This window comes from Desulfurispirillum alkaliphilum (assembly GCF_055378285.1).
The window spans coordinates 2072660-2093364 of sequence record NZ_AP042405.1 but is presented as its reverse complement, the minus strand read 5'-3'; the positions used below and the strand labels follow the sequence as shown (position 1 = coordinate 2093364).

Genomic DNA, 20705 nt, shown 5'->3' with positions numbered 1-20705 from the left:
CTCAGCTCTCCTCCTGCTCTTCAGCCAGGCTGCTCTTTGCAACAGGTTGAATCTGAACCGACTGTGTGGGGTCGGAAGATCGGCGTGCCTGTGGTGTCTCACCGCGCAGATATGCTTCGTACTCCTCTTCGGAGTAAATGTCTATCTTCCAGTTGGTGAGTTTGGCAGCCAGGCGGGCGTTCTGACCCTTGCGACCTATGGCCAGGGAGAGCTGACGCTCCGGGACAACGACCACAGCCACACCTTCTTCATCATAAATATCCATTTTGACGACTTCAGCCGGATTCAGGGCATTGCAGATAAACAGGGCGGGCTCGTCGCTCCACTCGATGATGTCGATCTTTTCGCCACCGATCTCTTCCACCACCGCGCTGACACGACTGCCTTTGACGCCAACACAGGCGCCGACAGGGTCCATGCCCGACTTCAGGGCTTTGACGGCAATCTTGCTGCGGGAGCCTCCCTCCCTGGCAACGGCTTTGATGACGACGTTACTGGAGGAGATTTCGGGCACTTCCTCGCGGAAAAGCTGGAGCAGGAACTGTTCGCTGGTGCGGCTCAGGAGAATCTGCACGTCGCCGCGACGGCTCAACTGTACGTCGCGGATTACAGCCTTGACGACGTCTCCCTGTTTGTAGGTATCGGTGGGGAGGATGTCTGACTGCAGCAGAACACCATCGCACTCGCCCATGCTCAGGACGACGCGCCTTGCTTCCACGCGTTCAACAGGCGCCAGGATGAGTTCGCCAATGCGCTCGCGGTATTCGTCCATCAGGGACGCTTTTTCAACATCGCGTACCCGCTGCATGATAATCTGTTTGGCAGTCTGGGCGGTAATTCGCGCGATGGTCTGGATGTCAATGGGGACGTGGATTCGCTGTCCCACCTTGGCGTCTTCCTGAATTTTGATTGCGTCGGTCAGGGAAATTTCCAGGCTTTTATCGCGAACCTTTTCCACAACTTCCTTTTCAAAGGAGACGTCAAAGACTCCCGTCTCGTCGTCTATGCGGAAGAATATTTCGCATTCCTGGCTGTATTTGCGCTTGAGTGCGGCAACCACAGCAGTTTCAATGGCTTCAAGCAGGGTAGTTTTATCGAGGTTCTTTTCGCGGCACAATTGCTCGATGGAGCTGATGAATTCATTTTTCATAGGTTGTTACTCCCATTCGTATTCCAGATTGGCTTTTTCTATAATGGCAAGGGGTACCGGTATGAGAATACCCCGGTCTTTTTCCCGTATGGTCAGCTCGGTATCGCTGATATCAGCAAGATAGCCAATGTGCAGTTTTGTGTTCAGGAGGACTTCGCTGGTACGAATACGTGCCAGACGACCCAGGTATTTTTCGAAATCTGCACGGTGGCGCAGTTTGCGGTTTACGCCAGGGCTTGATACTTCCAGGGTATAGCGGAAGCCGATGATATCCTCCACATCGAGAAGGGTGCCGAGCTCAATGCTGACCCGTTCGCATTCATCCAGAGATACCCCGCCCTCCTTGTCCAGGTAGACCCGCAGGATCCAACCGCTGGCGTTGATGAGCTCCACATCGAACAGCTCAAGTGCGAGTTCCTGTACAATGGGTTGCAGGAGTTCGCTGACGCCGCGAAGTATGCGCTCTTTATCCATCCTCTCACCTCAGATTTCACAATAAAAAAAGTGGGCGATAAAAACCCACTTGTTAAAGGTTTATCCTGTTTTCTCTCGCAAAACGCCCGTACTATACCATGAGTGGAGCATGCGCGCAAGTGGAATTATTCCAGGGCTCTGCGGGCATAGTTGGCGGCGTCGGAGTCGGGGAATTCACTCAGTACCCGCTGGTAGAAGAGTTTTGCCGTGCCCGTGTCGCCGAGAGCGCGAAAGGCGTGGCCTTGCTTAAGGATGGCGAAGGCGGTACTCCAGTGTCGGGGATATTTTTTCGCCTGCTCTTCAAAGATCAGTATGGCATTGCGCTCGTCACCAAGGCGCTGCACCGCACTACCGTACCAGTACATAATACCTGCCCGTTCATTGTCGGACTCTGCTCCGGCCAGGATCTGAGGATACTGGTCACGGACCTGGGTGTACTTTTCTTCGCGGAAGAGCCGGCGGATGTAGTCGTAATTATTTTCGCCAGCCTGTTTGTCCAGGGTCGCGGTGGCGCGGGTTGCTGGCTGCTTGCTGCTTTCCGTGAGGGTTTCTGCCAGGGTTGCGGCGGTGGCTGAGCTTTCAGCCTTGACTTCGCCGAGGGTTCGCTCGAGGGCGCTGATTTCCCGGGCTATACTCTGCAGTTGTTGCTGGATGCGGGTGAGTTCTTCCTGGTTTTTCTTTTCGTTGGCCGCAACGGTGCCGCTGATGGTTTCCAGGGAGCTCTGGGTTCGCTGCTGGTTGCTTTCGAGTTGCTCCTGCAGTGAGCGCTGGCCGGTGTCATGTCGTCGCGATGAAGTTTCCAGCTGGTTGCGCAGGGTGGCTATCTCCCGCTCCACTTCCTCGAGGCGAAAGGAGACATCCATCTGCGAGCGCTGAATGGTCGGGCGCAGGCGCTCCTGGTCGGTGGCCAGTTCGCTGACCCGTGTCGAGGCTGCGGTAACTCCGGATTCCACACGGTTCAGCTCTTCGTTCAGATAGTGAATCTGTACCTGCAGAGCTTCAAGGTCAGCCTGCTTGGCGCATCCGGTGAGCAGGATGAGCGAAAAGACCGCGATCCAGGTATGGCGATGTGTCCACAGTTTCATTGTATCCATCCATAGCAAATTGCCTGCTCATGGTGAGCAGGCAATTTGTCAGTTTGCTTTGGGCTGTTTCCTGGGCACGTGGTCAGCGTTTGTTGACAAACTCGCCACGGCGGTTTTTCTGCCAGGCCCACTCGTTGCTGCGTGGGTCGACGGGACGCTCTTTGCCATAGGAGATCGTTGTCAGACGGGAGGCGTCAATACCGCCAGTCACCAGGTAGTCCTTTACGGACTGGGCACGGCGATCGCCGAGGGCAAGGTTGTAGTCGCTGCTGCCGCGCTCATCACAGTGGCCCTCAATGACGATGCGTGCATTGGGGTTTTTCTTCAGGTACGCGATATTGTTGTCCAGCACTTTGCGTGCATCAGGGCGAATGCTGGAGCGATCAAAGTCGAAATGTACGGTGTAGAGTTCTGTTCCGTCGAGGTAGATCTTCCCGAGCACGGGGCTGGTGAAGGCATACTGTTCGCGGTCTTCGATCTGCATTTCAGGGGCTGTTGTGGTTTCCGTCGGCGTGGTCGTTTCACTGACCGTGGGTTCACTTACAGCGCCATCTTCAATCACTACCTGCTGTGGCGCACAACCCACAGCAACGAGAAAAATCATGCCCGCCAACAGGGCAAATAGACCTTTAAACTTCGCCATTTTTCCTCCTCATTTTTCCTTCTCTGGAAATACCCAGTCGGGCATATTATTGTTTCCCGGCCCGTCTTTCAGGCGTTTCTGAAAGGTTCCCGTCCGGTCCATGACGTACAGCTTGAATTCTCCGGTCCGATTTGAAGTGAACAGGAGATAATTGCCGTCCCGTGACCAGCGGGGGGTTTCATTATGCCCAGAGTTATACGTAAGACGCTGAGGATTATAGCCGTCCTTTTCGACAATGTAAATATTAAACTTATTCTCTTCCAGCGAGGTGTACGCAATGTAATTGCCGTCGGGACTCCAGACTGGCGAGACATTGTAACGTCCTTCATAGGTGACCCGTGTAATCTCATCGGTACGCAGGTTTATCTTGTATACCTGCGGCGAGCCGGGTCGGTCGGAGACAAAGGCGATGAAATTGCCGTCGGGACTCCAGGCGGGTGAAACGTCAATGGACCAGTGGCGAGTCAGCTGGCGATACATGCGGCCATCGCTGTGCAGCAGGTAGATGTTGGAAATTCCGTTATGGGACGCGGTGACAGCAATGTACTTGCCGTCGGGGCTGGGGATGCCGCCGGTATTGGTGCCGCCGAAAGCGGCCAGCAGTGCTGTGCGTCCCGACTGCAGATCCCGCAGGAGTATTTCGGGTCGTTGGCGGATGTAGGAGGTGAATGCCACCTTGCTCATGGAGTGCCAGAAGGGATTGATGTTGATGCTGTCGTTGGTGGTAACGGGCTGCAGATTGCTGCCGTCAAAATCCATGGCGTAGATATTTTTACTGACGGCATTTGCCGAGCTGGTCCGGTCGGAGACAAAGGCGATGCGCGCTTCAAAGAAGCCTTGGACGCCGCTGACTTCGTAGAGAATGTGATCGGCGAGGCGATGGGCCAGCGTGACATACCGATCAAAGGCGATCTCAAAGCTCTGTTTGGACTTCTTGCGCTTCATGGCCATGTCATAGACTGCCACTTCCGCGCGCAGGTGGGTTCCCGTGGAGAACAGGCTTACGCTTGCCATGAATTCGGCACCGATAAAGAGCCAGTCTTCATAATTGACATCGGGTCTGCCGGGTTCGGCCAGGTACGCTTCACGGGGCAGCACTTTGATGATCCCCGCATAGCTGAGATCCTCCAGGATGAGGGCGCGCATGTTTTCGCGGAACTCGGCGGAGAGGCTGGTGTCCGAGGTGAATGTGGGTATGGCTATGGGGATACTGGTGATGCCGGTGGGTCGTACTTCAATGGCAAAGGCTTCGCTCTCTGCAACGTCAGCTGTGGCGGCACCAGTCAGGATGAGTGCGGTGGCCAGGGCGCAAAGGATACGGTTGATGTGGCCCATGGCGGAGCAGAAAGATGGACGGGGGTCAGTCATGAATGTTTCCTCGAACGTCGATGGTGATGGCCTGGCGCGGGATGCTGGCGGGGAAGGGCATGTAGGGGTTGCCTCGCTGGACAGCCAGTATGAGCGCACGGTCTATGATCTGGGAACCGCTGGAGGTTCTGATGCTCACAGATTCGGGGATGATGTGGCCATCACGGCTCAGGCTGAAGCGCACCACCGGGTCGCGGGTGGCTTCCACACTGAGGTCAATGCGATTTTTGAAATGTTCCGTGATGATAGCAGTGATGGCCTCCAGATAGCTGATGGCTTCGCGATCACCGCTCATATCCCAGGCAGTCTGCGCTTCAGTCTCTGCCCCCGAATTTCCGGTAATGGTTACCTGGGGAGGTGCGACCGGGACTTCCTGCCGGGTGGCAGGCGGTGCTGGCGGTGTCGGTGCGGTCTGCGCCTGCTGGCGGGCCAGGCGGTCAATGGCCTGCTGGGTCTGCTGCTGCAGTCGCTGGCCCTCCTGTTCCCGGCGCAGACGATCAACGGCAGCCTGGGCCTGCTGGCGTACGTCAGGGGCTGGAGCCGGTGGCTGCACACTGGTGGGGGGCGTGGTGGAAGCCTGTTTGCTGGAGGTGGCGATCACCGGCGCTTCCTGGGGTGTCGCCTGGGTTGTGGTGGTGCGGTCAGCCACTTCGGGGATGAGGTGAACACGGATATTCGGCGTAACCGGCGGGCTTACGCTGCTGCTCAGGCTGAGCAGGGCATAGATGAGTATGAAGACGCCGTGCAGTGCCACGGAGGCGGCAGTGGAGTTACGCAGGCAGAGCAGTGGGGTTATCCATTGAAGCATCAGTTTCAGCAACCAGTCTTTTATTGAGTTACCAGGCCGATATTAAAAAAACCTTCAGACTGAAGAATATCCATAACCGCCACGACGGCACCATAGTTGACCTTGCGATCACCCTCGATGATGACGTCGTACTCCTGTCCCAGCTGTTTGAGGCCCTGGAGACGAACCGGGAGATCAGCCACGGTGATGGCATTCTGATTGATGAATACCTGACCCTGTTCGTCAACGGTGATGATGATCTGCTGCTTTGCGTCATCAACCTTGAGCTCAGCCTGGGATTCGGGCAGGTCGACATTCATACCGTGCTGGAGCATGGGCGCGGTGATCATGAAGATAATCAGCAGAACCAGCACCACATCCACCAGCGGAATGACGTTGATGTCCGGCATGGCCGGGTAAAGATTGCGCTGAATCTTCATTGCTTCCTCATGAGAATAGCCATGAGTTCATCGGCGAAGCTCTCCATGATGCTGACCTGCTGTTTGATGCGGGCGGCAAAGACATTGTAGAACATAACGGCGGGGATGGCGGCGAAAAGGCCCAGGGCCGTAGCCACCAGCGCTTCGGAGAGCCCTGGCGCCACAACCGCCAGCGACGCGCTGCGCATGGCACCGATGGTGTGGAAGGATTGGATGATGCCCCAGACGGTCCCCAGCAGGCCGATATAGGGGGCCGACGAGGCGATGATGGCCAGGGTGCTGAGGGACGATTCCATGTCGCGCACCTTGGCCATGGATTCCGCGCGCACGATGCGTTCCACATAGGCCACTTTTTCATCGCTGGCGGTTTCCTGGGGGAGTGCCTGGAAGTTCTTGTGGGTGACCCGGAAGACATCAAGCAGGGGCGCGCTCATGCTTCCGGCGGAGGAAGTGACCTTGGAAAGGGACTGGTTGGACCAGAATATATCGAGAAAGCGGTCATTCATCTGGCTGACGTTACGCAGGTACAGGAATTTCTGGATGATGACTCCCCAGCTCACAATCGACATGCCCAGCAGGAAAATCATAATGAACTTACCGAAGAAGTCGGCGTGGGAGAAGACATTGGCGATGCTGAATTCCATTCTGTATCCTCACAGGCAGAAAATGATTTTGGGGTAAAATAAAGCAATGCAGCGGGAAAGCCAAGGGATTTCGGTGATGCGAACATGTGGGTTTTGATTCTTGAAGCCATCTATAGTAAAAGGGTACTGGGAGTCGCAGACTTTTGGAAATGACCATTGCCCGCGCAGGAGGCACAGAATGAAATCCTTTCTCTTTGGTGGTCTGATCAGCATTGCTCTTTCCGCAGCCCTCTTCTGGCTTTTTTTTCAGTGGTATGTGCCTGAGAACTTCATCAGCAAGGACGAAAGTCGTCTGATTGCCGACCGCAACAATATGCTGCTGATGGAAATTGACAGCCTGCGCGAGGACTACGATCGCATGCGTCTGGAGCTGGCTGAGGCACCGGTTGTCCAGGAAACCCAGGATGTCACGGAACAGTGGATTCAGCGGCGGCTTGAAGTGCACCGCGACCTCAAGGTGCGCCGTGTTGAGCAGCTGTCCTATGAGTACTTCAGCATGCCCGTCGGTGAGGCGATTCTTCCGGAAGCGGAGCGCCAGGCTATTCTCAATGAAATTGCCATGCCGTCGGAGCAGACCGTCTATCTCATCGTGGGTATCACCGATGAGCTGGCCTATGCTCCTCCCCTGGCAGATCTGAAGCAACAGGGCCTGGCGGTGAAACGCGCCCGCTACGTGGAGAACCTCATTGAAAACTTTTATGGCGAGCGCACTGACCTGTTTATCGACGTGCTGATGGATCAGCCCGATCGCCGCGGCATCATGATCTCGCGCATCACCTTCGAGGTGCGCCAGCCGTGACCCTTTCCACAGAAGCCTGCCTGCAGGCGCGCAAGGAAAAGCTCTGTCAGCGCTATCCCTTGCCGGACAGCGAAGCGCTGCTGATTACCAAGCGCTCGAACCTCGCCTATTTCAATGATTTCCAGGGGACCAGCGGCTCCTGCCTGCTGTGGCGTCAGCGGCTGATTTTCTTTACCGACCCCCGCTATTACAGCGCTGCCTGCGGGCAGTGCTATTACGATGAAATCGTCTGCTTTGAGGGAGCCTTTGATCCCTTCCTGACGGACTTTCTGAAGAGTCGCCCCATCAGGGTGCTTCACGTTGAACCCAGTCTGACCCTTGAACAGTGGCAGCTCTGGAAGGAAAATCTCTCTTTTCTGGAAATTCGACCTCTGGTGAAGCCACTGGCAGAGCTGCGCATGATCAAGGACGAGCTGGAACTCGAGGAGATCCGCCAGAGCTGCGCCATTTCCATCAATGCCTTTGAGCAGCTCCGTCCGCTGCTGGCTCCTGGTATGCGCGAAGAAGAGATTGCCGCTGAACTGGAGTACCGCTGCCGCAGGCTGGGCGCGCGCAAGATGTCCTTTGACACCATTGTCGCGGCAGGGCCGTCCAGCGCCGTCCCTCACCACCAGACCGGGAGTGCTGTGGTGGAGCAGGGGGATGCCCTGCTTCTGGACTGGGGTGCCCGCAAGCGCTACTGCTCCGATATGACGCGCACCTTTTTCCTGGGAGAGCCGGACGAGGAGCTGTCCCGCATCTATCGTACTGTACTTGAAGCCCAATTGAGCGCCATCGAACAGTTAAAACCGGGAGTTAAACTTCTGGATGTGGATAATGCTGCCAGAAGTGTGATAAAGTCCTCCGGTTATGCGGAATTCTTTGGCCATGGAACCGGTCACAGCCTGGGTATCGATATCCACGAATTCCCGGCCATTTCGCCCCGGAGCGCGGAGGTCACAGCCCAACCGGGAATGGTTTTGACCATCGAACCGGGAATCTACCTGCCCGGCAAAGGTGGGGTGCGCATTGAAGATCTGATCGTCGTCCACGCGGACCGCCTGGAGATCCTGACCGCTGCAATGCCGAAAGACTATGAAAGTGCGCTTCTTGGTTGAGTCAAACAGGATGAAATCTTTTGAATAAACGTCATGCGGAGGAATCATGATCACCACCAGCGATTTTCGCAAAGGAATGAAAATCGAACATGAAGGCGAACCCTATAGCATTATCGACTTTGTCCACTATAAGCCCGGCAAGGGTGGAGCCTTTGTCAGGGCAACCGTGCGCAACCTGCTCAGCAACAAGATTATTGAAATCACCTGGCGCAGTGGCGAAAAGGTCAAGAAGCCGGACCTGGATGAGCGCATGTACCAGTACCTGTACAGTGACGGCGATGACGCTTACCACTTCATGGATAACGGCACCTATGAGCAGATAACCCTGAACGGCAGCCAGATTGAGAACGCCAAGGACTTCATGAAGGAGAACGAGAACTACCAGATCATGATGTTCAACGGCAAGGCCATCAGCGTTGAGCCCCCCACCTTCATGGAACTGCTTATCGCCAAAGCGGAGCCCGGCCTGCGCGGTGATACCGCTACCGCCGGCACGAAACCGGCAATACTGGAAACCGGCAAGAAAATTCAGGTACCCCTCTTCGTCAACGAAGGGGAGGTGGTCAAAGTGGACACACGAACTGCAGAATATTTGGAAAGGGTATAACCTATGGACATTAAAGACATTCAGGCCCTGGTGGCACAAGTTGACTCATCCAGTGTAAATGAGCTGTGTATCGAACAGGATAGCTTTAAACTCCAGATCCGCAAGCTGGCACCCAATGTCACCGTGGCGGCAGCCCCGGTTCAGGTGGCCGCTCCCGTTGCTGCCGCGCCCGCGCCCGCACCTGCATCGGCAGCGCCAGTATCCGCCGCCGACGCGCCCTCCCATAACTACGCGGAGCTCAAATCCCCCATTGTGGGAACCTTCTATTCGGCACCCTCCCCCGACAGCCCTCCCTATGCCCGTCCCGGTGAAAAAGTCAAAAAGGGCCAGGTACTGTGCATCGTGGAAGCCATGAAAATCATGAATGAAATCGAATCAGAGTTTTCCGGCACCATCGTGAAGGTGCTGGTGGAAAACGGCAAACCTGTGGAATTCGGCCAGACCCTCTTCCTGATCGAAGAAGAGTAGCCCATGTTTCGCAAAGTTCTTATTGCCAACCGCGGCGAAATCGCCGTGCGCATCATACGCGCCTGTCGTGAGCTGGGCATCAGCACCGTGGCCGTCTACTCAGAAGGCGATCGCGACTCCATGCACGTGCGCATGGCCGATGAGGCCGTATGCATCGGCCCGCACCCGAGCTCCCAGTCCTATCTGAATATCAAGAATATCATTGCCACAGCGGAACTGACCAATGTGGACGCCATCCATCCCGGATATGGCTTTCTGGCCGAAAACGCCAACTTTGCCAACATCTGCAACGACTGTACCATCAAGTTCATCGGGCCAACCGCCAATCACATCACCCTGATGGGTGACAAGGCCAGGGCACGCCAGACCATGATGGAAGCCGGAGTTCCCGTCATCCAGGGCAGCTACGGCACCATCACCGACGAACGCGACGCCCTGGAAACCGCGCGGGAAATCGGCTATCCGGTCATCATCAAAGCCTCTGCCGGCGGTGGTGGCAAAGGAATGCGCATTGCCCGCAATGACGCTTCGCTGCAGTCGAGCTTCAACATGGCACAGAACGAAGCCCGCAACGCCTTCAACGACGCTTCCGTCTATATCGAAAAGTATATCGAAGAGCCCAAGCACATTGAATTTCAGGTGTTCGGCGACTCCCAGGGGAACGCCGTACACCTGGGCGAGCGGGACTGCTCCATCCAGCGCCGCCACCAGAAGCTCCTGGAGGAAGCCCCCAGCCCCTTTCTGACCCCCGACCTGCGCAAGCGCATGGGTGAAGCCGCCGTGAAGGCCCTGAAGCATATCGGCTATGAGAATGCCGGCACCGTGGAATTCCTGGTGGACAAGCACGGAGAGTTCTTCTTTATCGAGATGAACACCCGCATCCAGGTGGAGCATCCGGTCACGGAGATGATCACCGGCATCGACCTGATCAAGGAACAGATCCGGGTAGCCGCTGGCCACCCCCTCTCCTTTACCCAGGAGGATATCACCTTCACCGGCCACGCCATAGAATGCCGCATTAACGCCGAAGATCCGGTGAAGTTCACCCCGTGTCCGGGGACGATCGAACAGTACATCGTGCCCGGTGGCTTCGGAGTGCGCGTGGACTCCGGCGCCTATGCCGGTTACCGCGTTCCGCCCTATTACGATTCCATGGTGGGGAAACTCATCGTGCACGGAAAGGATCGTGAAGAGGCCATCTGGCGCATGCGTCGTGCCCTCTCGGAATTCGAGATCACCGGTATCAAGACCACCATTGACTTCCATAAACGAGTCCTGCGGGAGAACAGCTTTATCAAAGGCGACATCTCAACCAACTTCATCGACCTGATGGAACAGCAGGTATAATAAACACAAACTGAAATCGCCCCACATGGGGCGATTTTTTTTAGGTATGCACATGTACAAGCTTTCATACTACGTGCCCGTCAGCTATCTGGAATCCACCAAACAGGCGCTCTTCGACGCCGGTGCCGGCAGGGTGGGCAATTATGACTCCTGTTGCTGGCAGACACCAGGCCAGGGGCAGTTCCGTCCCCTGGCGGGCAGCACCCCCTACCGTGGCGTGCCCGGACAGCTGGAACTGGTGGATGAGTACAAAGTGGAGATGATCTGCGTGCAGAGCAGCCTGGAAAACGCTCTGGGCGCCCTGCGGGCGGCCCATCCCTACGAGGAGCCCGCCATTGATGTGGTGCGCCTCGAGTCAGTTCCCTGAGGATCAGAACCTTCTGCCAAAGCCCATGAGCACCTGAACGGGGTGAATGCTGTGGACCTGGTGCCGTTGCCACTCCACAAAAAACGTGCTGCTGGCGTTCAGCAGTACTTCCACACCCACGCCCACATAGAGGCCTTCGCCGCTGCTGCTGCGCTCGCCACTGAACCAGTCGGCACGCAGGCTGTTTTCGTAGATGCCCAGCCCCACCCGTCCAATGACGCGTATGGGCACCTCCTCATCGTATTGCCAGGCTCCTCTGGCTCCCAGCATGAACGTTGCCGTTTCATAGCGATACCTTCCGGCAGCGCTGCTGTTCACTGATTTTCCCATGTGCATGTATCCGACTTCCGCCTGCAGCCCCGGCTGCAGCTCGCTGCCGACGCGAAGCCCAAAGGGGTAACTGCTGTCCATGCCCTTGTCGTAGGCATTGTAGCCGCTGAAAACTTCGATCTGGCCGGTATCTGCTTGCGCCATGGCACTCATGGACACAAGGCACAGGATGGGGAGCAGCAGCCTGAGAGGAAGATTCACGGATTCCTCCGAGGTCGCAGGAGATAGATACCGGCCAGGGAAAAGGCCGCCGGCAGGGTGGCGTCGGAAGAACTCCCCGCGCCGCAGCCGCCACTGGACGATGAACCTGACGATCCCAGCAGCCGTTTTTCAATACGCTCCTGCTGGGACTGCTGCAGCTGCTCCTGCTCCAGAATCTGCTGCTGCAGCTGCTCGTACTGCGCCTGCAGGTGTTCATATTGAACGAGAAGATTGGTGTAGTCTGTGTTTTTGACCAGACGGGCATAATTCTGCAGCAGGCTGCGCAGATGCTCGTCATAGGTGCTGGCAAACTCCAGGGCGCGGTGGGCGTTGAGAATTCCGGCGCCACAGCCTTTGGAGTGGCAGTCGGAATCTGCCGGATACAGGGTGGCACTGCCGATGAGGATCAGTTCAATATCCTCCTGAGTGAGCAGGGGGTTCGCCGCCAGCATCAGGGAGATGACCCCGGCCACATGGGGCGCGGCCATGCTCGTGCCGGAAAGGTAGCCATAATTATTATTTGACATGGTGGATAAGATTTTATAGTTGCCTACGATAGCGCCACCTGGAGCACTTAGAGTCACCATATTGCCATAATTGCTATAGCTAGCACGGTTGCCATCATATGTGGTTGCTCCGACAGAAATTACGTTTTTACAGTTAGCTGGCGAAGTACCTGTTGAATCTAAATTAAAATTTCCAGCAGCAGCAACAACAATTATGTCATTCGCAACAGCAAAATTGATAGCATCCTGAAGAGTTCTTGAGCACTCACGATCACCATCTGTTTGAACGCTTAGGTTAATTACATTGGCAACATTTAAGTTTACTGTTGAGTTATAGACTGAATCATCCCCTGCCGCCCATCGAATCCCCTCAGAGAGTGTTGTTATACTTCCAAAATTAAATCCAATAGCTCTGACTGGTAATATTTGAGCATTCCAGTCTATACCGGCAATACCTATACCATTGTCACTTTGCGCTGCAATTATCCCTGTAACATGGGTGCCATGTACGTCACCACCATCTGGGTCAATAGGAGCAAGTAGCTTGTTTTGAAGGTTTAATCCTGGCAGTATTCTGTTATCTTCAATGTCCTCATGTGACACAATTCCCGTGTCGATAACTGCGACCGTAATTTCTGCACTGCCCGTGGTGATCGCCCATGCTCCGGGCATGTCGATACCGTAGTTGGAAGTGTTTGGGGAATGCAGATTCCATTGCTCATGCTGGTAGTAAGAATCATTGGGTATCACCGCCGGATACACCCGCCAGTCCGGCTCGGCATATTCCAGGTCAAGGTGGCTGTGCAGGCTCAGCACATACGCTTCGGCTTCGGCTGGCGACATGGCATAGGGCAGGCGCAGCCGGTAGGCTCCGCCGGCAAGGGCGCTGTCAAATTCCAGGGAGGGGGCAGCGGCTTTCAGGGATTCGTCCTGATGGATGGCCGACAGGGATGTGGCCAGTGCTCCTGGAGTCGGCTTGATGATAATATGTTCTATGGGAGCCTGGGCCGCTGCCCATTGGCAGAATATGGCGATCAGGCAACTCAGGCGAATGGGAAATTTCATGGCGAAGGATCACCGGCAGGGCTGGGGAGGTTGAGGCGCACCGGGGCATCCTCTTCGGCATAGTCCAACTGGGGGAGGCTGTTCAGCTCCGAAAGCAATTGACGCAGCTGCAGGCTGTTCAGGGCTTCCTGGGTGCGCAGCAGGTGCGCGCCACCGGAGGTGGGACGCACATAGCGCAGGCGGGTTTCGGTTATCTCTTCAAGCTGTTGCACCAGTGAGGCATCCTGACGCGGGTCCAGGTTGTCACTCCACTTGATGATCAGGGTGACCTGCTGCGCCGTGGAGGCCAGGAGGCCCGTGCCAAGCAGGCCAAGGAGCAGCAGCGTGCCGCAGAAAAGGCGCACGATACTCACTGGTCTGCCCCGCCATTGGAAGATTCGGGCATGGTGTCCTGGAAGGTGTCCCGGATTTCAAGAATATCCTTGAGGTTCTCGAAGAAGGCATCCACCACATTGGGGTCAAAGTGCTGGCTTCGCTCCTCCTTGAAGAGGTTGAGGATGCGCTCCAGTGGCCAGGCGGCCTTGTATACCCGGTCGCTGCCAAGGGCGTCGAAGACGTCGGCCAGGGCGGTGATGCGCCCGAAGAGGTGGATCTCCTCGCCGGCCAGACCGCGGGGATAGCCACGGCCATTGAACTTCTCGTGGTGTTCGTGGGCCACGGTGGCGGCGGCCTTGAGGATGGAGCGGCGCGATTTCCTGAGCATTTCGTAGCCCATGGTGGAGTGGCTCTTGATGACGTCGAATTCCTCATCGGTAAGTTTGCCGGGTTTTTTCAGAATGGCGTCGGGAATGCCGATCTTGCCGATATCGTGCATGGGGGAGGCCATGCGCAGGATCTCGCGTTCCCGTTCATCCATATTCAGGCCACGGGCGAGCACATAGGAATATTCCGCCACCCGCTTGACGTGGTTGCCGGTCTCCTTGGAGCGGCTTTCGCCCACTTCGGCCATGGTGAAGATGATCTCCTTCTGGGTGTCTTCGATTTCCTGGTAGAGCAGGGCCGACTCCAGGGCTTTGCCAGAGTAGGAGGCCGCCAGGCCCAGGTGCTCGCGGTCCTTGTCGGTGAAATATCCCTGGGAGGTGAGTTTGTTGATGGCCTGGTAGGCGCCGATGATATCGCCATCGTTATTACGGATGGGCAGGGCGATGATATTGCGGGTGCGGTAGCCGGTCTGCTTGTCCACTTCCTGGTTGAAGCGGGCGTCGGCGTAGGCGTCGTTGATGATGATATCCTCACCACTGCTCATGGAGTGTCCAACCACGCCAGTGCCGGCCGGAATACGGATCGGCGGAATGCCGTGGGCGACTTTAGTCCAGAGTTCACCGCTCTGTTCGTCCAGGAGCCACAGGGTGCAGCGGTCGGCAACCACCAGTTGGCGGCCCATATCTGCCATCAGCATCAGGATGCGGTCAACCTGCTTTTCATTGGAGATTTTCGCCACATACTCGAAGATGACTTTCAGCATCTGATCGGGTGAGAGTTCACGCTTCATGCCTGGCTCGCGGTCAAACTGGTTGTGATAGTCGTGCATAAGTCTCATGGGTATTTACCGCATATCCTGTTTATGGGAGCTGTGTGCAAACAAATAATCGACGGGTTCCCAGACAACACATATCACTCTTCGTTGCGATTGGCATCAGTTTTTTTGTCTTCAGCGGGAGTTTCCGGCAGGGGCTGCACAGTGGACTGCGGGTCGGCGGCGTTCACGCTTTCAGCACCGGTGTGATTTTTGACATAGTCCAGCGCGGCCAGCACTTCTTCCTTGAGGAAACGTTTCATGACCTTGCCAGCCGCATTCAGCGGGATTTCGTCGATAAAGTGAATCTGCTTTGGCACCTTGTAATTGGCCATATGCTGGCGCAGGTATTTTTTGAGGATCAGCTCATCGATCTTGCCGGGATACTCTGAGTTGAGAACCACATAGGCCACGGCAATTTCATCCAGGTGTTCATCGGGAATACCGATCACGGCAGCGTGCTCCACGGCTCCATGCTGGTAGAGGACTTCTTCGATTTCACGGGGGTAGATATTCATTCCCTTGGTGATAATGAGATCCTTGAGGCGGTCGACAATGTAGATATAGCCATCTTCATCGATTCTGGCAATATCGCCGGTGCGCAGCCAGCCGTTGATGATGGTGGAGGCGGTCTCCTCCGGTCGGTTGTAGTATCCCTTCATGACGTTCGGTCCCCGCACGATCAGCTCGCCATCCACATTCCGTGGCAGCTCGCAAAGGTCCTCGTCCACTACCTTGACTTCCACATCGGGCAGGGCTGGTCCGACGGAGCGGACCTTGGGCTTGCCCGGCGGTGTGAAGGCGACCACGGGCGAGCACTCGCTCAGGCCGTACCCTTCCAGTACCATCCCCGGCAGCTTTGCCTGCAGGGTGGTCCAGGTATCTTCGTGCAGTGGGCTGCCTCCTGATATATACAGCTTCTTGCCCAGCAGCATGCGCACGTACCAGGGGATTTTCGTGCGCGCGAGCACGGAATAGATGGCAGGTACGGCAATGAAGACGTCCATGCGCTCTGTCAGCAGGCTGCGGAAAATCGGCGAAAAGGGGCGCAGGCTGGCAAACATGCGGATGGTACAGCCGAAGTAGAGCGGCAGCAGGAGGTTCGCCGTCAGGGGGAAGGTGTGGAACAGGGGCAGGAAGAGCAGGAACCGACGCCTGGAATTGACAACCGGCGAAAATGCGCGGTCGATGGAGGCCAGGTTGGCGCTGAGGTTGGCATGGGTCAGCATGACCCCTTTGGGCTGTCCTGTCGTGCCGGAGGTGTAGAGCAGGAAAGCCACATCCTGGGACGCCTCCTGCACATCCAGGGCTGGCAGTTCAGCGGTTGTTGGTGTGCCAAGGATATGGGGGGTGCGCGATTCGCTCTCCTTGCCACCATAGAGTACGGGAATGCCTTTGTTGGAAGCATGGGCTCCGATGCGGGAAAAGCGGCCCCCGCAAATCAGCAGCCTGGGCGTGGCGTCGTCGAGGATATGCTCCACCTCCTCGTGCTTGAGGAAAGTGTTTATGGGGATGAAGATGGCCTGGAGGCGGACTATGGCGAAAAGGCTGATGACAAAGTGGGGGTGATTCTCCATGAGAAGCGCGACGCGGTCGCCGGGTTGGACGCCGTGCTGGCGCAGCAGGCTGGCCAGGCGCTCTGTTTCCCTGTGGAACTGGCGAAAGGATATGCGCTCCTTTTCAAATTTGAGGAAAGTTTTGCTCGGACTTGTCTGGGCAGCCCGCTCAACATAGTGAAAAATATGCATTGTTGCTCCTGATTATGGCATTTCCACGAAAAACTCGGCACCGCCATCGCGATTGCGGGCCCAGATTTTTCCACCCATATTGCGTTCAATAATCATCTTGGACATGTAGAGGCCAAGGCCGGTGCCATGCCCTTCCTGCTTGGTGGAAAAGTAGGGGTAGTACATCTTTTCGATGATCTCGTCCGGAATGCCGCCGCCATTGTCGTGGATGGACACGACCGCTTTGCCATGGTCAGTGTAGACGCGGATGTGAATCCGTGGGTCGGCGACCTTATTGTCAATGATGGCATCGCGGGCATTGTTGATGATATTGAGGAGCACCTGGGCGTACTCTTTTGGATAGCCTTCCACCTCGGGGGTGGCGTCGCACTGTACCTGCACCCGGATATTGTTTTTTTCCATGGCGGCACCTACCAGTGACAGGGTGGTTTCAATGGCGTGCCGAATGGAAAAGCGGGATTTGGACTTGTCGGGACGGAAGAAGTCGCGGAAGTCGTCGATGGTCTGAGACATGAATTCCAGCTGATCGAGTATCTTTGTGGTTCCACTTTCCATAATATCCCGGGAGAGTTCACCATTGCAGTAGTGATCGTAGTGCTCCTGGCACAGCAGTCCCACCACATTCAGGGGCTGCCGCCACTGGTGGGCAATGTAACCGATCATCTCGCCCATTTCTGCCAGCCGGGCCTGGTGAAGCATGACCTGATCCTTCTGACGATTCTTTTCCACCTCGGCCTGAACCCGCTCTTCCAGCTCCTGATTCAGCTTTCGCAGCTGCTCCTCCCCCTGTCGGCGCAGCTGGAGCTCCAGCTGGGTGTTGAGCAGGTTACGCACGCGGGCCAGCAATTCAATGCTGTTGACCAGGGGTTTGCGCACATAGTCACTGGCGCCCAGGTCAAAGGCCGACTGCAGGGTCTCAAGATCCGTCTTGGCGGTGGCTATCAGTATGGGGATGTCCTGGAGTGGCGCCTGGGATTTGATATAACGGCAGGCTTCCAGTCCATCGATATCGGGCATGATGATGTCCAGAACCACCAGGGCGATGTCATCGTGCCTTGCCAGAAGCTCATAGGCGCTGGTCGCATTGAGCGCCGTGGAAATGCGGGTGTAGCCGTCGTCCATCAGCATGGTTTCGAAGAGGGCCAGATTGTAGGTGGAATCATCTACCAGCAGGATGTGCATGTCGCGTATGCGCTCATCAGTTCCCATGGGTAACCTCAAAGTACAGAGTTGGGTGAGATTGCGAAAAAGATAACATCTTTATAACATAGTGCATCAAATGGCGTTGAAAAAAATCCTGGGTGGCAGAGAAGCAGGGTTGGTGGCTGTCAGAGGGAGAGGTTGCGGCGGCCTACGGACCACAGGCGCCACCCCTGCAGCAGGGCGGCACAACTCAAGCCCGCCACCAGGCCTGTCCAGAAGCCCTGGGCGCCCATGTGAATTCCGGCCCATGACGATATGCCCAGCAGAACGCCAAGGGGGAGTCCGATGACCCAGAAGGCGATAAAGGTGATCACCATGGGGACGCGGGTATCCTTGTAGCCCCTGAGGCCGCCGGCCGCGCTGACCTGGACGGCGTCTGATATCTGAAAGAGGGCCGCGAAAAACAGCAGGCTGACGGCTATGCTCTGTACCCGGGGATCGGGCGAGTAGAGGGCCGCTATCTGGGGTGAAAAGAGCATGATCATCGTGGAGAAGAGCAGCGCCGTGACCAGGGTCGTCAGCACGCCGGCAAAGGCGCTGAAGCGGGCAGCCTGTCCCTGCCGTGCCCCAAGTGCCTGGCCGACCCGTATGGTGATGGCCATGGAAATACTCAGGGGCACCATAAAGAGCAAAGAAGTGAAGTTCAGGGCGATCTGATGTCCCGCCACCACTTCGGCGCCCAGGGAGGCCACCAGCAGCGCAATGACGGCGAACATGCTGGTTTCAATGAAAATGGACATGCCGATGGGAAAGCCCAGCAGGATGATTCTCCACAGTGAACGGAGGTTGGGGTACTCCCAGAGCAGAAGTGATGGCAGAAAACGGTACCCGCGGCTTCGCCAGACGAACCAGGTCATGGTGGCAAGCATGACCCACATGACCAGGGCACTGGCCCAGCCACACCCGACGCCACCCATGGCGGGGAAACCCAGTTTGCCGTAAATCAAAATATAGTTTGCCGGGACATTGAAGGCCAGGCCGATGAATCCGATGACCATGATGGGACGTGTTATGGAGACTCCCTCGCTGAAGGAACGCAGTGCCTGGTAGAGTGCCAGCGCCGGCAGACCCCAGGCAATGGCATTCAGATAGCCTACCGCCAGGCGCTGGACATCCTCTTCAAGTTCCAGCAGGTCGAGAATCCACTCCACATGGCGCAGCAGGAAGAAGCCTCCGATGCCAAGCAGCAGAGCTATCCACAAGCCCTGACGCAGGGCTGAGGGAATAGCGGAAACGTTTCCTGCCCCGAAGTGCTGGGCGACAATAGGGGTGACGGCCATCAGTACCCCTCCGGCAAAGAGAAAGACGGGGAACCAGATGCTGCTGCCAATGGCTACCGCCGCCAGGTCGGCCGGGCTGACTCGCCCCGCCATGACGGTATCCACAAAGCCCATGGCCATATGGGCCACCTGGGCCAGAATGAGGGGAAGGCTCAGGCGTGTCAGATGTCTGAGTTCAGTACAGTAGCGGTGGAAAAAGACCATGGCGGTGACAGGGCTCCCGTCGTTGACATCATCCCCGCGGAACACTACCATGCAGGGCCGACGGATTATGAGCCCTCGGGCTCTGACAGTCAATGCGCAATGACCATTCCATGGAGGAAAACATGACCCCTTCTCAGTTACAGCAAGCCTATAGTGAACTTGATCCGCAGCAGCAGGTGGAATGCCTGAAGGCCATTATGCCTCAGGCCCTTGAAATGATGCGTACCAGCCCACTGGTCGCCCTGGAGATTTTTGCCGCCTGCCAGGAGCAGATGGCGGGCATGGATATGTCCCAGCTGATGGCCATGATGTCCATGCTGGGCAAAAAAGAAGATGGCTGCTGCTCAAGCGGAACCTGCTGCTGAGGCACGCCGCAGTGTTACTCTCCCCCGGGGTGGGCTTTCTGTGGTCCTGGGGGAAAGAGTCTGGTGGGAACCCACCAGAGGTAGAGAACCATCCCGAAGAGCTCAATGAGCGACTGCAGGACGACAATACTGACCGCCAGTTCATAGCCCTGGGGTAAGGCCAGTGCCAGGGGCAGCACCACAAAGGAATTGCGGGTGCCGTAGCTGAAAGCCAGCACTCGGCCCTGCTGCACGGGCAGGCGAAAGCAGTGCGCCATCAGGCGCGCCGCCAGTGCAGCCACCACCAGGAAGGCGATGAAGGCCAGGGCCGCTGGCAGCAGTAGCGCTCCGGCCTCCAGAACCACATGCACCTGGGTGATGGCGATCAGACAGACCACAATGCTGAGCAGGGGTACCGGCAGCCATCCGAGCCCTTCCAGGAGTGTCTGGCGCTTGCGGCTCTGGTGGGCGTTTTTGCGTGTCAGGTATGCCAGCGCCAGGGGCAGGAGGATCAGCCCGCCGAAGGCGAGCAGCATATTGTGGCCGGTACTGGCGAGCATGGCGCTCTCCCCGGAAAAGAACCAGAGGTAGGCGGGCAGGCAGAGCATCTGCAGCAGCAGGCTCACCGGCGCAAAGGCAATGGCGCGTCTGGTGTCGCCTCCGCCAAGCTGAGTAAAGGTGATAAACCAGTCGGTGCAGGGCACCAGCAGCACCAGCAGGACGCCCAGGCGCAGTCCCGGGGAGTCCGGCAGCAGGGACGTCATGAGCAGCACCAGCAGGGGCAGAAGGAGAAAGTTTCCGGTTACAGCGGCCCAGAGAAAGCGTCGGTCAGCCAGCCCCTGCTTCCAGAGGCCCTCAAGGGGGACCTGGGTGAAAGTGCTGTAGAGCAGAAGGCCAAGTAGTGGCCACAGAAGGGCGTCAAGCACCTGGGGTGTCGTGTGCGCCAGCGAGCCGATGCCGAGGCCCAGGGCGATGGCGGACAGGTAAAACAGAATCTGGAACTTCTCCAGTATCAATCGTGACATGCCAGGT

The 20705-nt window shown here is 56.8% G+C and carries 23 protein-coding genes; 7 read left to right on the top strand and 16 right to left on the bottom strand.

Annotation, left to right across the window (positions count from 1 at the left end; translation table 11 throughout):
* Position 1: 1 nt before the first annotated feature.
* From nusA to ACZ46I_RS09405, 8 genes are all read right to left on the bottom strand, one after another.
* Positions 2-1150 (bottom strand): transcription termination factor NusA, encoded by a 1149-nt coding sequence (gene nusA, locus ACZ46I_RS09440; RefSeq protein ID WP_464280626.1) that lies wholly within the window; start codon positions 1148-1150, stop codon positions 2-4.
* Positions 1151-1156: 6 nt separating this feature from the next.
* Complete coding sequence (locus ACZ46I_RS09435; RefSeq protein WP_013506182.1) at positions 1157-1624, bottom strand: ribosome maturation factor RimP; 468 nt, start codon at positions 1622-1624, stop codon at positions 1157-1159.
* A 125-nt stretch (positions 1625-1749) separates the two neighbouring features.
* Positions 1750-2709 carry a tetratricopeptide repeat protein gene (locus ACZ46I_RS09430; protein ID WP_013506183.1) on the bottom strand — a complete coding sequence of 320 codons (960 nt, stop codon included), beginning with the start codon at positions 2707-2709 and terminating at the stop codon, positions 1750-1752.
* 82 nt (positions 2710-2791) lie between these two features.
* The gene (gene pal / locus ACZ46I_RS09425; RefSeq protein ID WP_464280625.1) at positions 2792-3352 is read right to left on the bottom strand and encodes a peptidoglycan-associated lipoprotein Pal; all 561 of its coding nucleotides are present in this window, start codon (positions 3350-3352) and stop codon (positions 2792-2794) included.
* A gap of 9 nt (positions 3353-3361) precedes the next feature.
* Positions 3362-4720: a hypothetical protein gene (locus ACZ46I_RS09420; protein WP_464280624.1), complete on the bottom strand. Its 1359-nt coding sequence runs from the start codon at positions 4718-4720 to the stop codon at positions 3362-3364.
* Complete coding sequence (locus tag ACZ46I_RS09415) at positions 4713-5528, bottom strand: TonB C-terminal domain-containing protein (RefSeq protein ID WP_464280623.1); 816 nt, start codon at positions 5526-5528, stop codon at positions 4713-4715. The genes ACZ46I_RS09420 and ACZ46I_RS09415 overlap by 8 nt, the downstream gene beginning before the upstream one ends.
* Positions 5529-5548: 20 nt before the next feature.
* Positions 5549-5947, bottom strand: a complete 399-nt coding sequence (locus ACZ46I_RS09410) for an ExbD/TolR family protein (protein WP_226507653.1) — start codon at positions 5945-5947, stop codon at positions 5549-5551.
* On the bottom strand, positions 5944-6591 hold the full coding sequence (locus tag ACZ46I_RS09405) for a MotA/TolQ/ExbB proton channel family protein (protein WP_464280622.1): 648 nt from the start codon (positions 6589-6591) through the stop codon (positions 5944-5946). The genes ACZ46I_RS09410 and ACZ46I_RS09405 overlap by 4 nt, the downstream gene beginning before the upstream one ends.
* Positions 6592-6769: 178 nt before the next feature.
* Here ACZ46I_RS09405 and ACZ46I_RS09400 point away from each other — a divergent pair, with 178 nt between their 5' ends.
* Genes ACZ46I_RS09400 through ACZ46I_RS09375 form a run of 6 tightly spaced genes read left to right on the top strand, consistent with a single transcriptional unit; the run spans position 6770 to position 11276 of the window.
* Positions 6770-7390, top strand: a complete 621-nt coding sequence (locus tag ACZ46I_RS09400; RefSeq protein WP_013506189.1) for a hypothetical protein — start codon at positions 6770-6772, stop codon at positions 7388-7390.
* The gene (locus ACZ46I_RS09395; RefSeq protein ID WP_464280621.1) at positions 7387-8487 is read left to right on the top strand and encodes a M24 family metallopeptidase; all 1101 of its coding nucleotides are present in this window, start codon (positions 7387-7389) and stop codon (positions 8485-8487) included. Before ACZ46I_RS09400 ends, ACZ46I_RS09395 begins: the two co-directional genes overlap by 4 nt.
* A gap of 46 nt (positions 8488-8533) precedes the next feature.
* Positions 8534-9094, top strand: a complete 561-nt coding sequence (gene efp / locus ACZ46I_RS09390; protein ID WP_013506191.1) for an elongation factor P — start codon at positions 8534-8536, stop codon at positions 9092-9094.
* Between the two features lie 3 nt (positions 9095-9097).
* Positions 9098-9562, top strand: a complete 465-nt coding sequence (gene accB, locus ACZ46I_RS09385; protein ID WP_013506192.1) for an acetyl-CoA carboxylase biotin carboxyl carrier protein — start codon at positions 9098-9100, stop codon at positions 9560-9562.
* A 3-nt stretch (positions 9563-9565) separates the two neighbouring features.
* Positions 9566-10909, top strand: a complete 1344-nt coding sequence (gene accC, locus ACZ46I_RS09380) for an acetyl-CoA carboxylase biotin carboxylase subunit (RefSeq protein WP_013506193.1) — start codon at positions 9566-9568, stop codon at positions 10907-10909.
* Positions 10910-10961: 52 nt separating this feature from the next.
* The gene (locus tag ACZ46I_RS09375) at positions 10962-11276 is read left to right on the top strand and encodes an NGG1p interacting factor NIF3 (RefSeq protein ID WP_464280620.1); all 315 of its coding nucleotides are present in this window, start codon (positions 10962-10964) and stop codon (positions 11274-11276) included.
* Positions 11277-11279: 3 nt separating this feature from the next.
* On the opposite strand, the gene ACZ46I_RS09370 is transcribed toward ACZ46I_RS09375, so the two are convergent.
* The 7 genes from ACZ46I_RS09370 to ACZ46I_RS09340 form a co-directional block, all read right to left on the bottom strand.
* Positions 11280-11807, bottom strand: a complete 528-nt coding sequence (locus ACZ46I_RS09370) for an outer membrane beta-barrel protein (RefSeq protein WP_226507656.1) — start codon at positions 11805-11807, stop codon at positions 11280-11282.
* The gene (locus tag ACZ46I_RS09365) at positions 11804-13378 is read right to left on the bottom strand and encodes a S8 family serine peptidase (protein ID WP_464280619.1); all 1575 of its coding nucleotides are present in this window, start codon (positions 13376-13378) and stop codon (positions 11804-11806) included. The genes ACZ46I_RS09370 and ACZ46I_RS09365 overlap by 4 nt, the downstream gene beginning before the upstream one ends.
* Complete coding sequence (locus ACZ46I_RS09360) at positions 13375-13731, bottom strand: hypothetical protein (RefSeq protein WP_464280618.1); 357 nt, start codon at positions 13729-13731, stop codon at positions 13375-13377. The genes ACZ46I_RS09365 and ACZ46I_RS09360 overlap by 4 nt, the downstream gene beginning before the upstream one ends.
* Complete coding sequence (locus tag ACZ46I_RS09355) at positions 13728-14918, bottom strand: HD-GYP domain-containing protein (RefSeq protein WP_464280617.1); 1191 nt, start codon at positions 14916-14918, stop codon at positions 13728-13730. The genes ACZ46I_RS09360 and ACZ46I_RS09355 overlap by 4 nt, the downstream gene beginning before the upstream one ends.
* Before the next feature lie 74 nt (positions 14919-14992).
* Entirely contained in the window at positions 14993-16642 is a 1650-nt protein-coding gene (locus ACZ46I_RS09350) for a long-chain-fatty-acid--CoA ligase (protein WP_013506199.1), read from the bottom strand.
* 12 nt (positions 16643-16654) lie between these two features.
* A complete protein-coding gene (locus tag ACZ46I_RS09345) occupies positions 16655-17851 on the bottom strand; it encodes a hybrid sensor histidine kinase/response regulator (protein WP_464280616.1) in 1197 nt (398 codons plus the stop codon).
* Positions 17852-17970: 119 nt separating this feature from the next.
* The gene (locus ACZ46I_RS09340) at positions 17971-19380 is read right to left on the bottom strand and encodes an MATE family efflux transporter (RefSeq protein WP_226507660.1); all 1410 of its coding nucleotides are present in this window, start codon (positions 19378-19380) and stop codon (positions 17971-17973) included.
* A 71-nt stretch (positions 19381-19451) separates the two neighbouring features.
* Between ACZ46I_RS09340 and ACZ46I_RS09335 the strand changes: the two genes are divergently transcribed.
* Positions 19452-19694: a hypothetical protein gene (locus ACZ46I_RS09335; protein ID WP_013506202.1), complete on the top strand. Its 243-nt coding sequence runs from the start codon at positions 19452-19454 to the stop codon at positions 19692-19694.
* Between the two features lie 14 nt (positions 19695-19708).
* Here ACZ46I_RS09335 and ACZ46I_RS09330 read toward each other — a convergent pair whose 3' ends face one another.
* Entirely contained in the window at positions 19709-20698 is a 990-nt protein-coding gene (locus ACZ46I_RS09330; RefSeq protein ID WP_226507661.1) for an arsenic resistance protein, read from the bottom strand.
* Positions 20699-20705 lie beyond the last annotated feature (7 nt).

Bases quoted from the DNA above. Each gene is read 5' to 3' on its own strand.
- pal (WP_464280625.1), bottom strand. From the start codon at position 3,352: ATGGCGAAGTTTAAAGGTCTATTTGCCCTGTTGGCGGGCATGATTTTT.
- ACZ46I_RS09375 (WP_464280620.1), top strand. From the start codon at position 10,962: ATGTACAAGCTTTCATACTACGTGCCCGTCAGCTATCTGGAATCCACC.
- ACZ46I_RS09330 (WP_226507661.1), bottom strand. From the start codon at position 20,698: ATGTCACGATTGATACTGGAGAAGTTCCAGATTCTGTTTTACCTGTCC.
- ACZ46I_RS09365 (WP_464280619.1), bottom strand. From the start codon at position 13,378: ATGAAATTTCCCATTCGCCTGAGTTGCCTGATCGCCATATTCTGCCAA.
- ACZ46I_RS09400 (WP_013506189.1), top strand. From the start codon at position 6,770: ATGAAATCCTTTCTCTTTGGTGGTCTGATCAGCATTGCTCTTTCCGCA.
- efp (WP_013506191.1), top strand. From the start codon at position 8,534: ATGATCACCACCAGCGATTTTCGCAAAGGAATGAAAATCGAACATGAA.
- ACZ46I_RS09420 (WP_464280624.1), bottom strand. From the start codon at position 4,720: ATGACTGACCCCCGTCCATCTTTCTGCTCCGCCATGGGCCACATCAAC.
- accB (WP_013506192.1), top strand. From the start codon at position 9,098: ATGGACATTAAAGACATTCAGGCCCTGGTGGCACAAGTTGACTCATCC.
- ACZ46I_RS09350 (WP_013506199.1), bottom strand. From the start codon at position 16,642: ATGCATATTTTTCACTATGTTGAGCGGGCTGCCCAGACAAGTCCGAGC.
- ACZ46I_RS09430 (WP_013506183.1), bottom strand. From the start codon at position 2,709: ATGAAACTGTGGACACATCGCCATACCTGGATCGCGGTCTTTTCGCTC.
- ACZ46I_RS09405 (WP_464280622.1), bottom strand. From the start codon at position 6,591: ATGGAATTCAGCATCGCCAATGTCTTCTCCCACGCCGACTTCTTCGGT.
- accC (WP_013506193.1), top strand. From the start codon at position 9,566: ATGTTTCGCAAAGTTCTTATTGCCAACCGCGGCGAAATCGCCGTGCGC.
- ACZ46I_RS09410 (WP_226507653.1), bottom strand. From the start codon at position 5,947: ATGAAGATTCAGCGCAATCTTTACCCGGCCATGCCGGACATCAACGTC.
- ACZ46I_RS09335 (WP_013506202.1), top strand. From the start codon at position 19,452: ATGACCCCTTCTCAGTTACAGCAAGCCTATAGTGAACTTGATCCGCAG.
- ACZ46I_RS09435 (WP_013506182.1), bottom strand. From the start codon at position 1,624: ATGGATAAAGAGCGCATACTTCGCGGCGTCAGCGAACTCCTGCAACCC.
- ACZ46I_RS09345 (WP_464280616.1), bottom strand. From the start codon at position 17,851: ATGGGAACTGATGAGCGCATACGCGACATGCACATCCTGCTGGTAGAT.
- ACZ46I_RS09415 (WP_464280623.1), bottom strand. From the start codon at position 5,528: ATGCTTCAATGGATAACCCCACTGCTCTGCCTGCGTAACTCCACTGCC.
- ACZ46I_RS09355 (WP_464280617.1), bottom strand. From the start codon at position 14,918: ATGAGACTTATGCACGACTATCACAACCAGTTTGACCGCGAGCCAGGC.
- nusA (WP_464280626.1), bottom strand. From the start codon at position 1,150: ATGAAAAATGAATTCATCAGCTCCATCGAGCAATTGTGCCGCGAAAAG.
- ACZ46I_RS09340 (WP_226507660.1), bottom strand. From the start codon at position 19,380: ATGGTAGTGTTCCGCGGGGATGATGTCAACGACGGGAGCCCTGTCACC.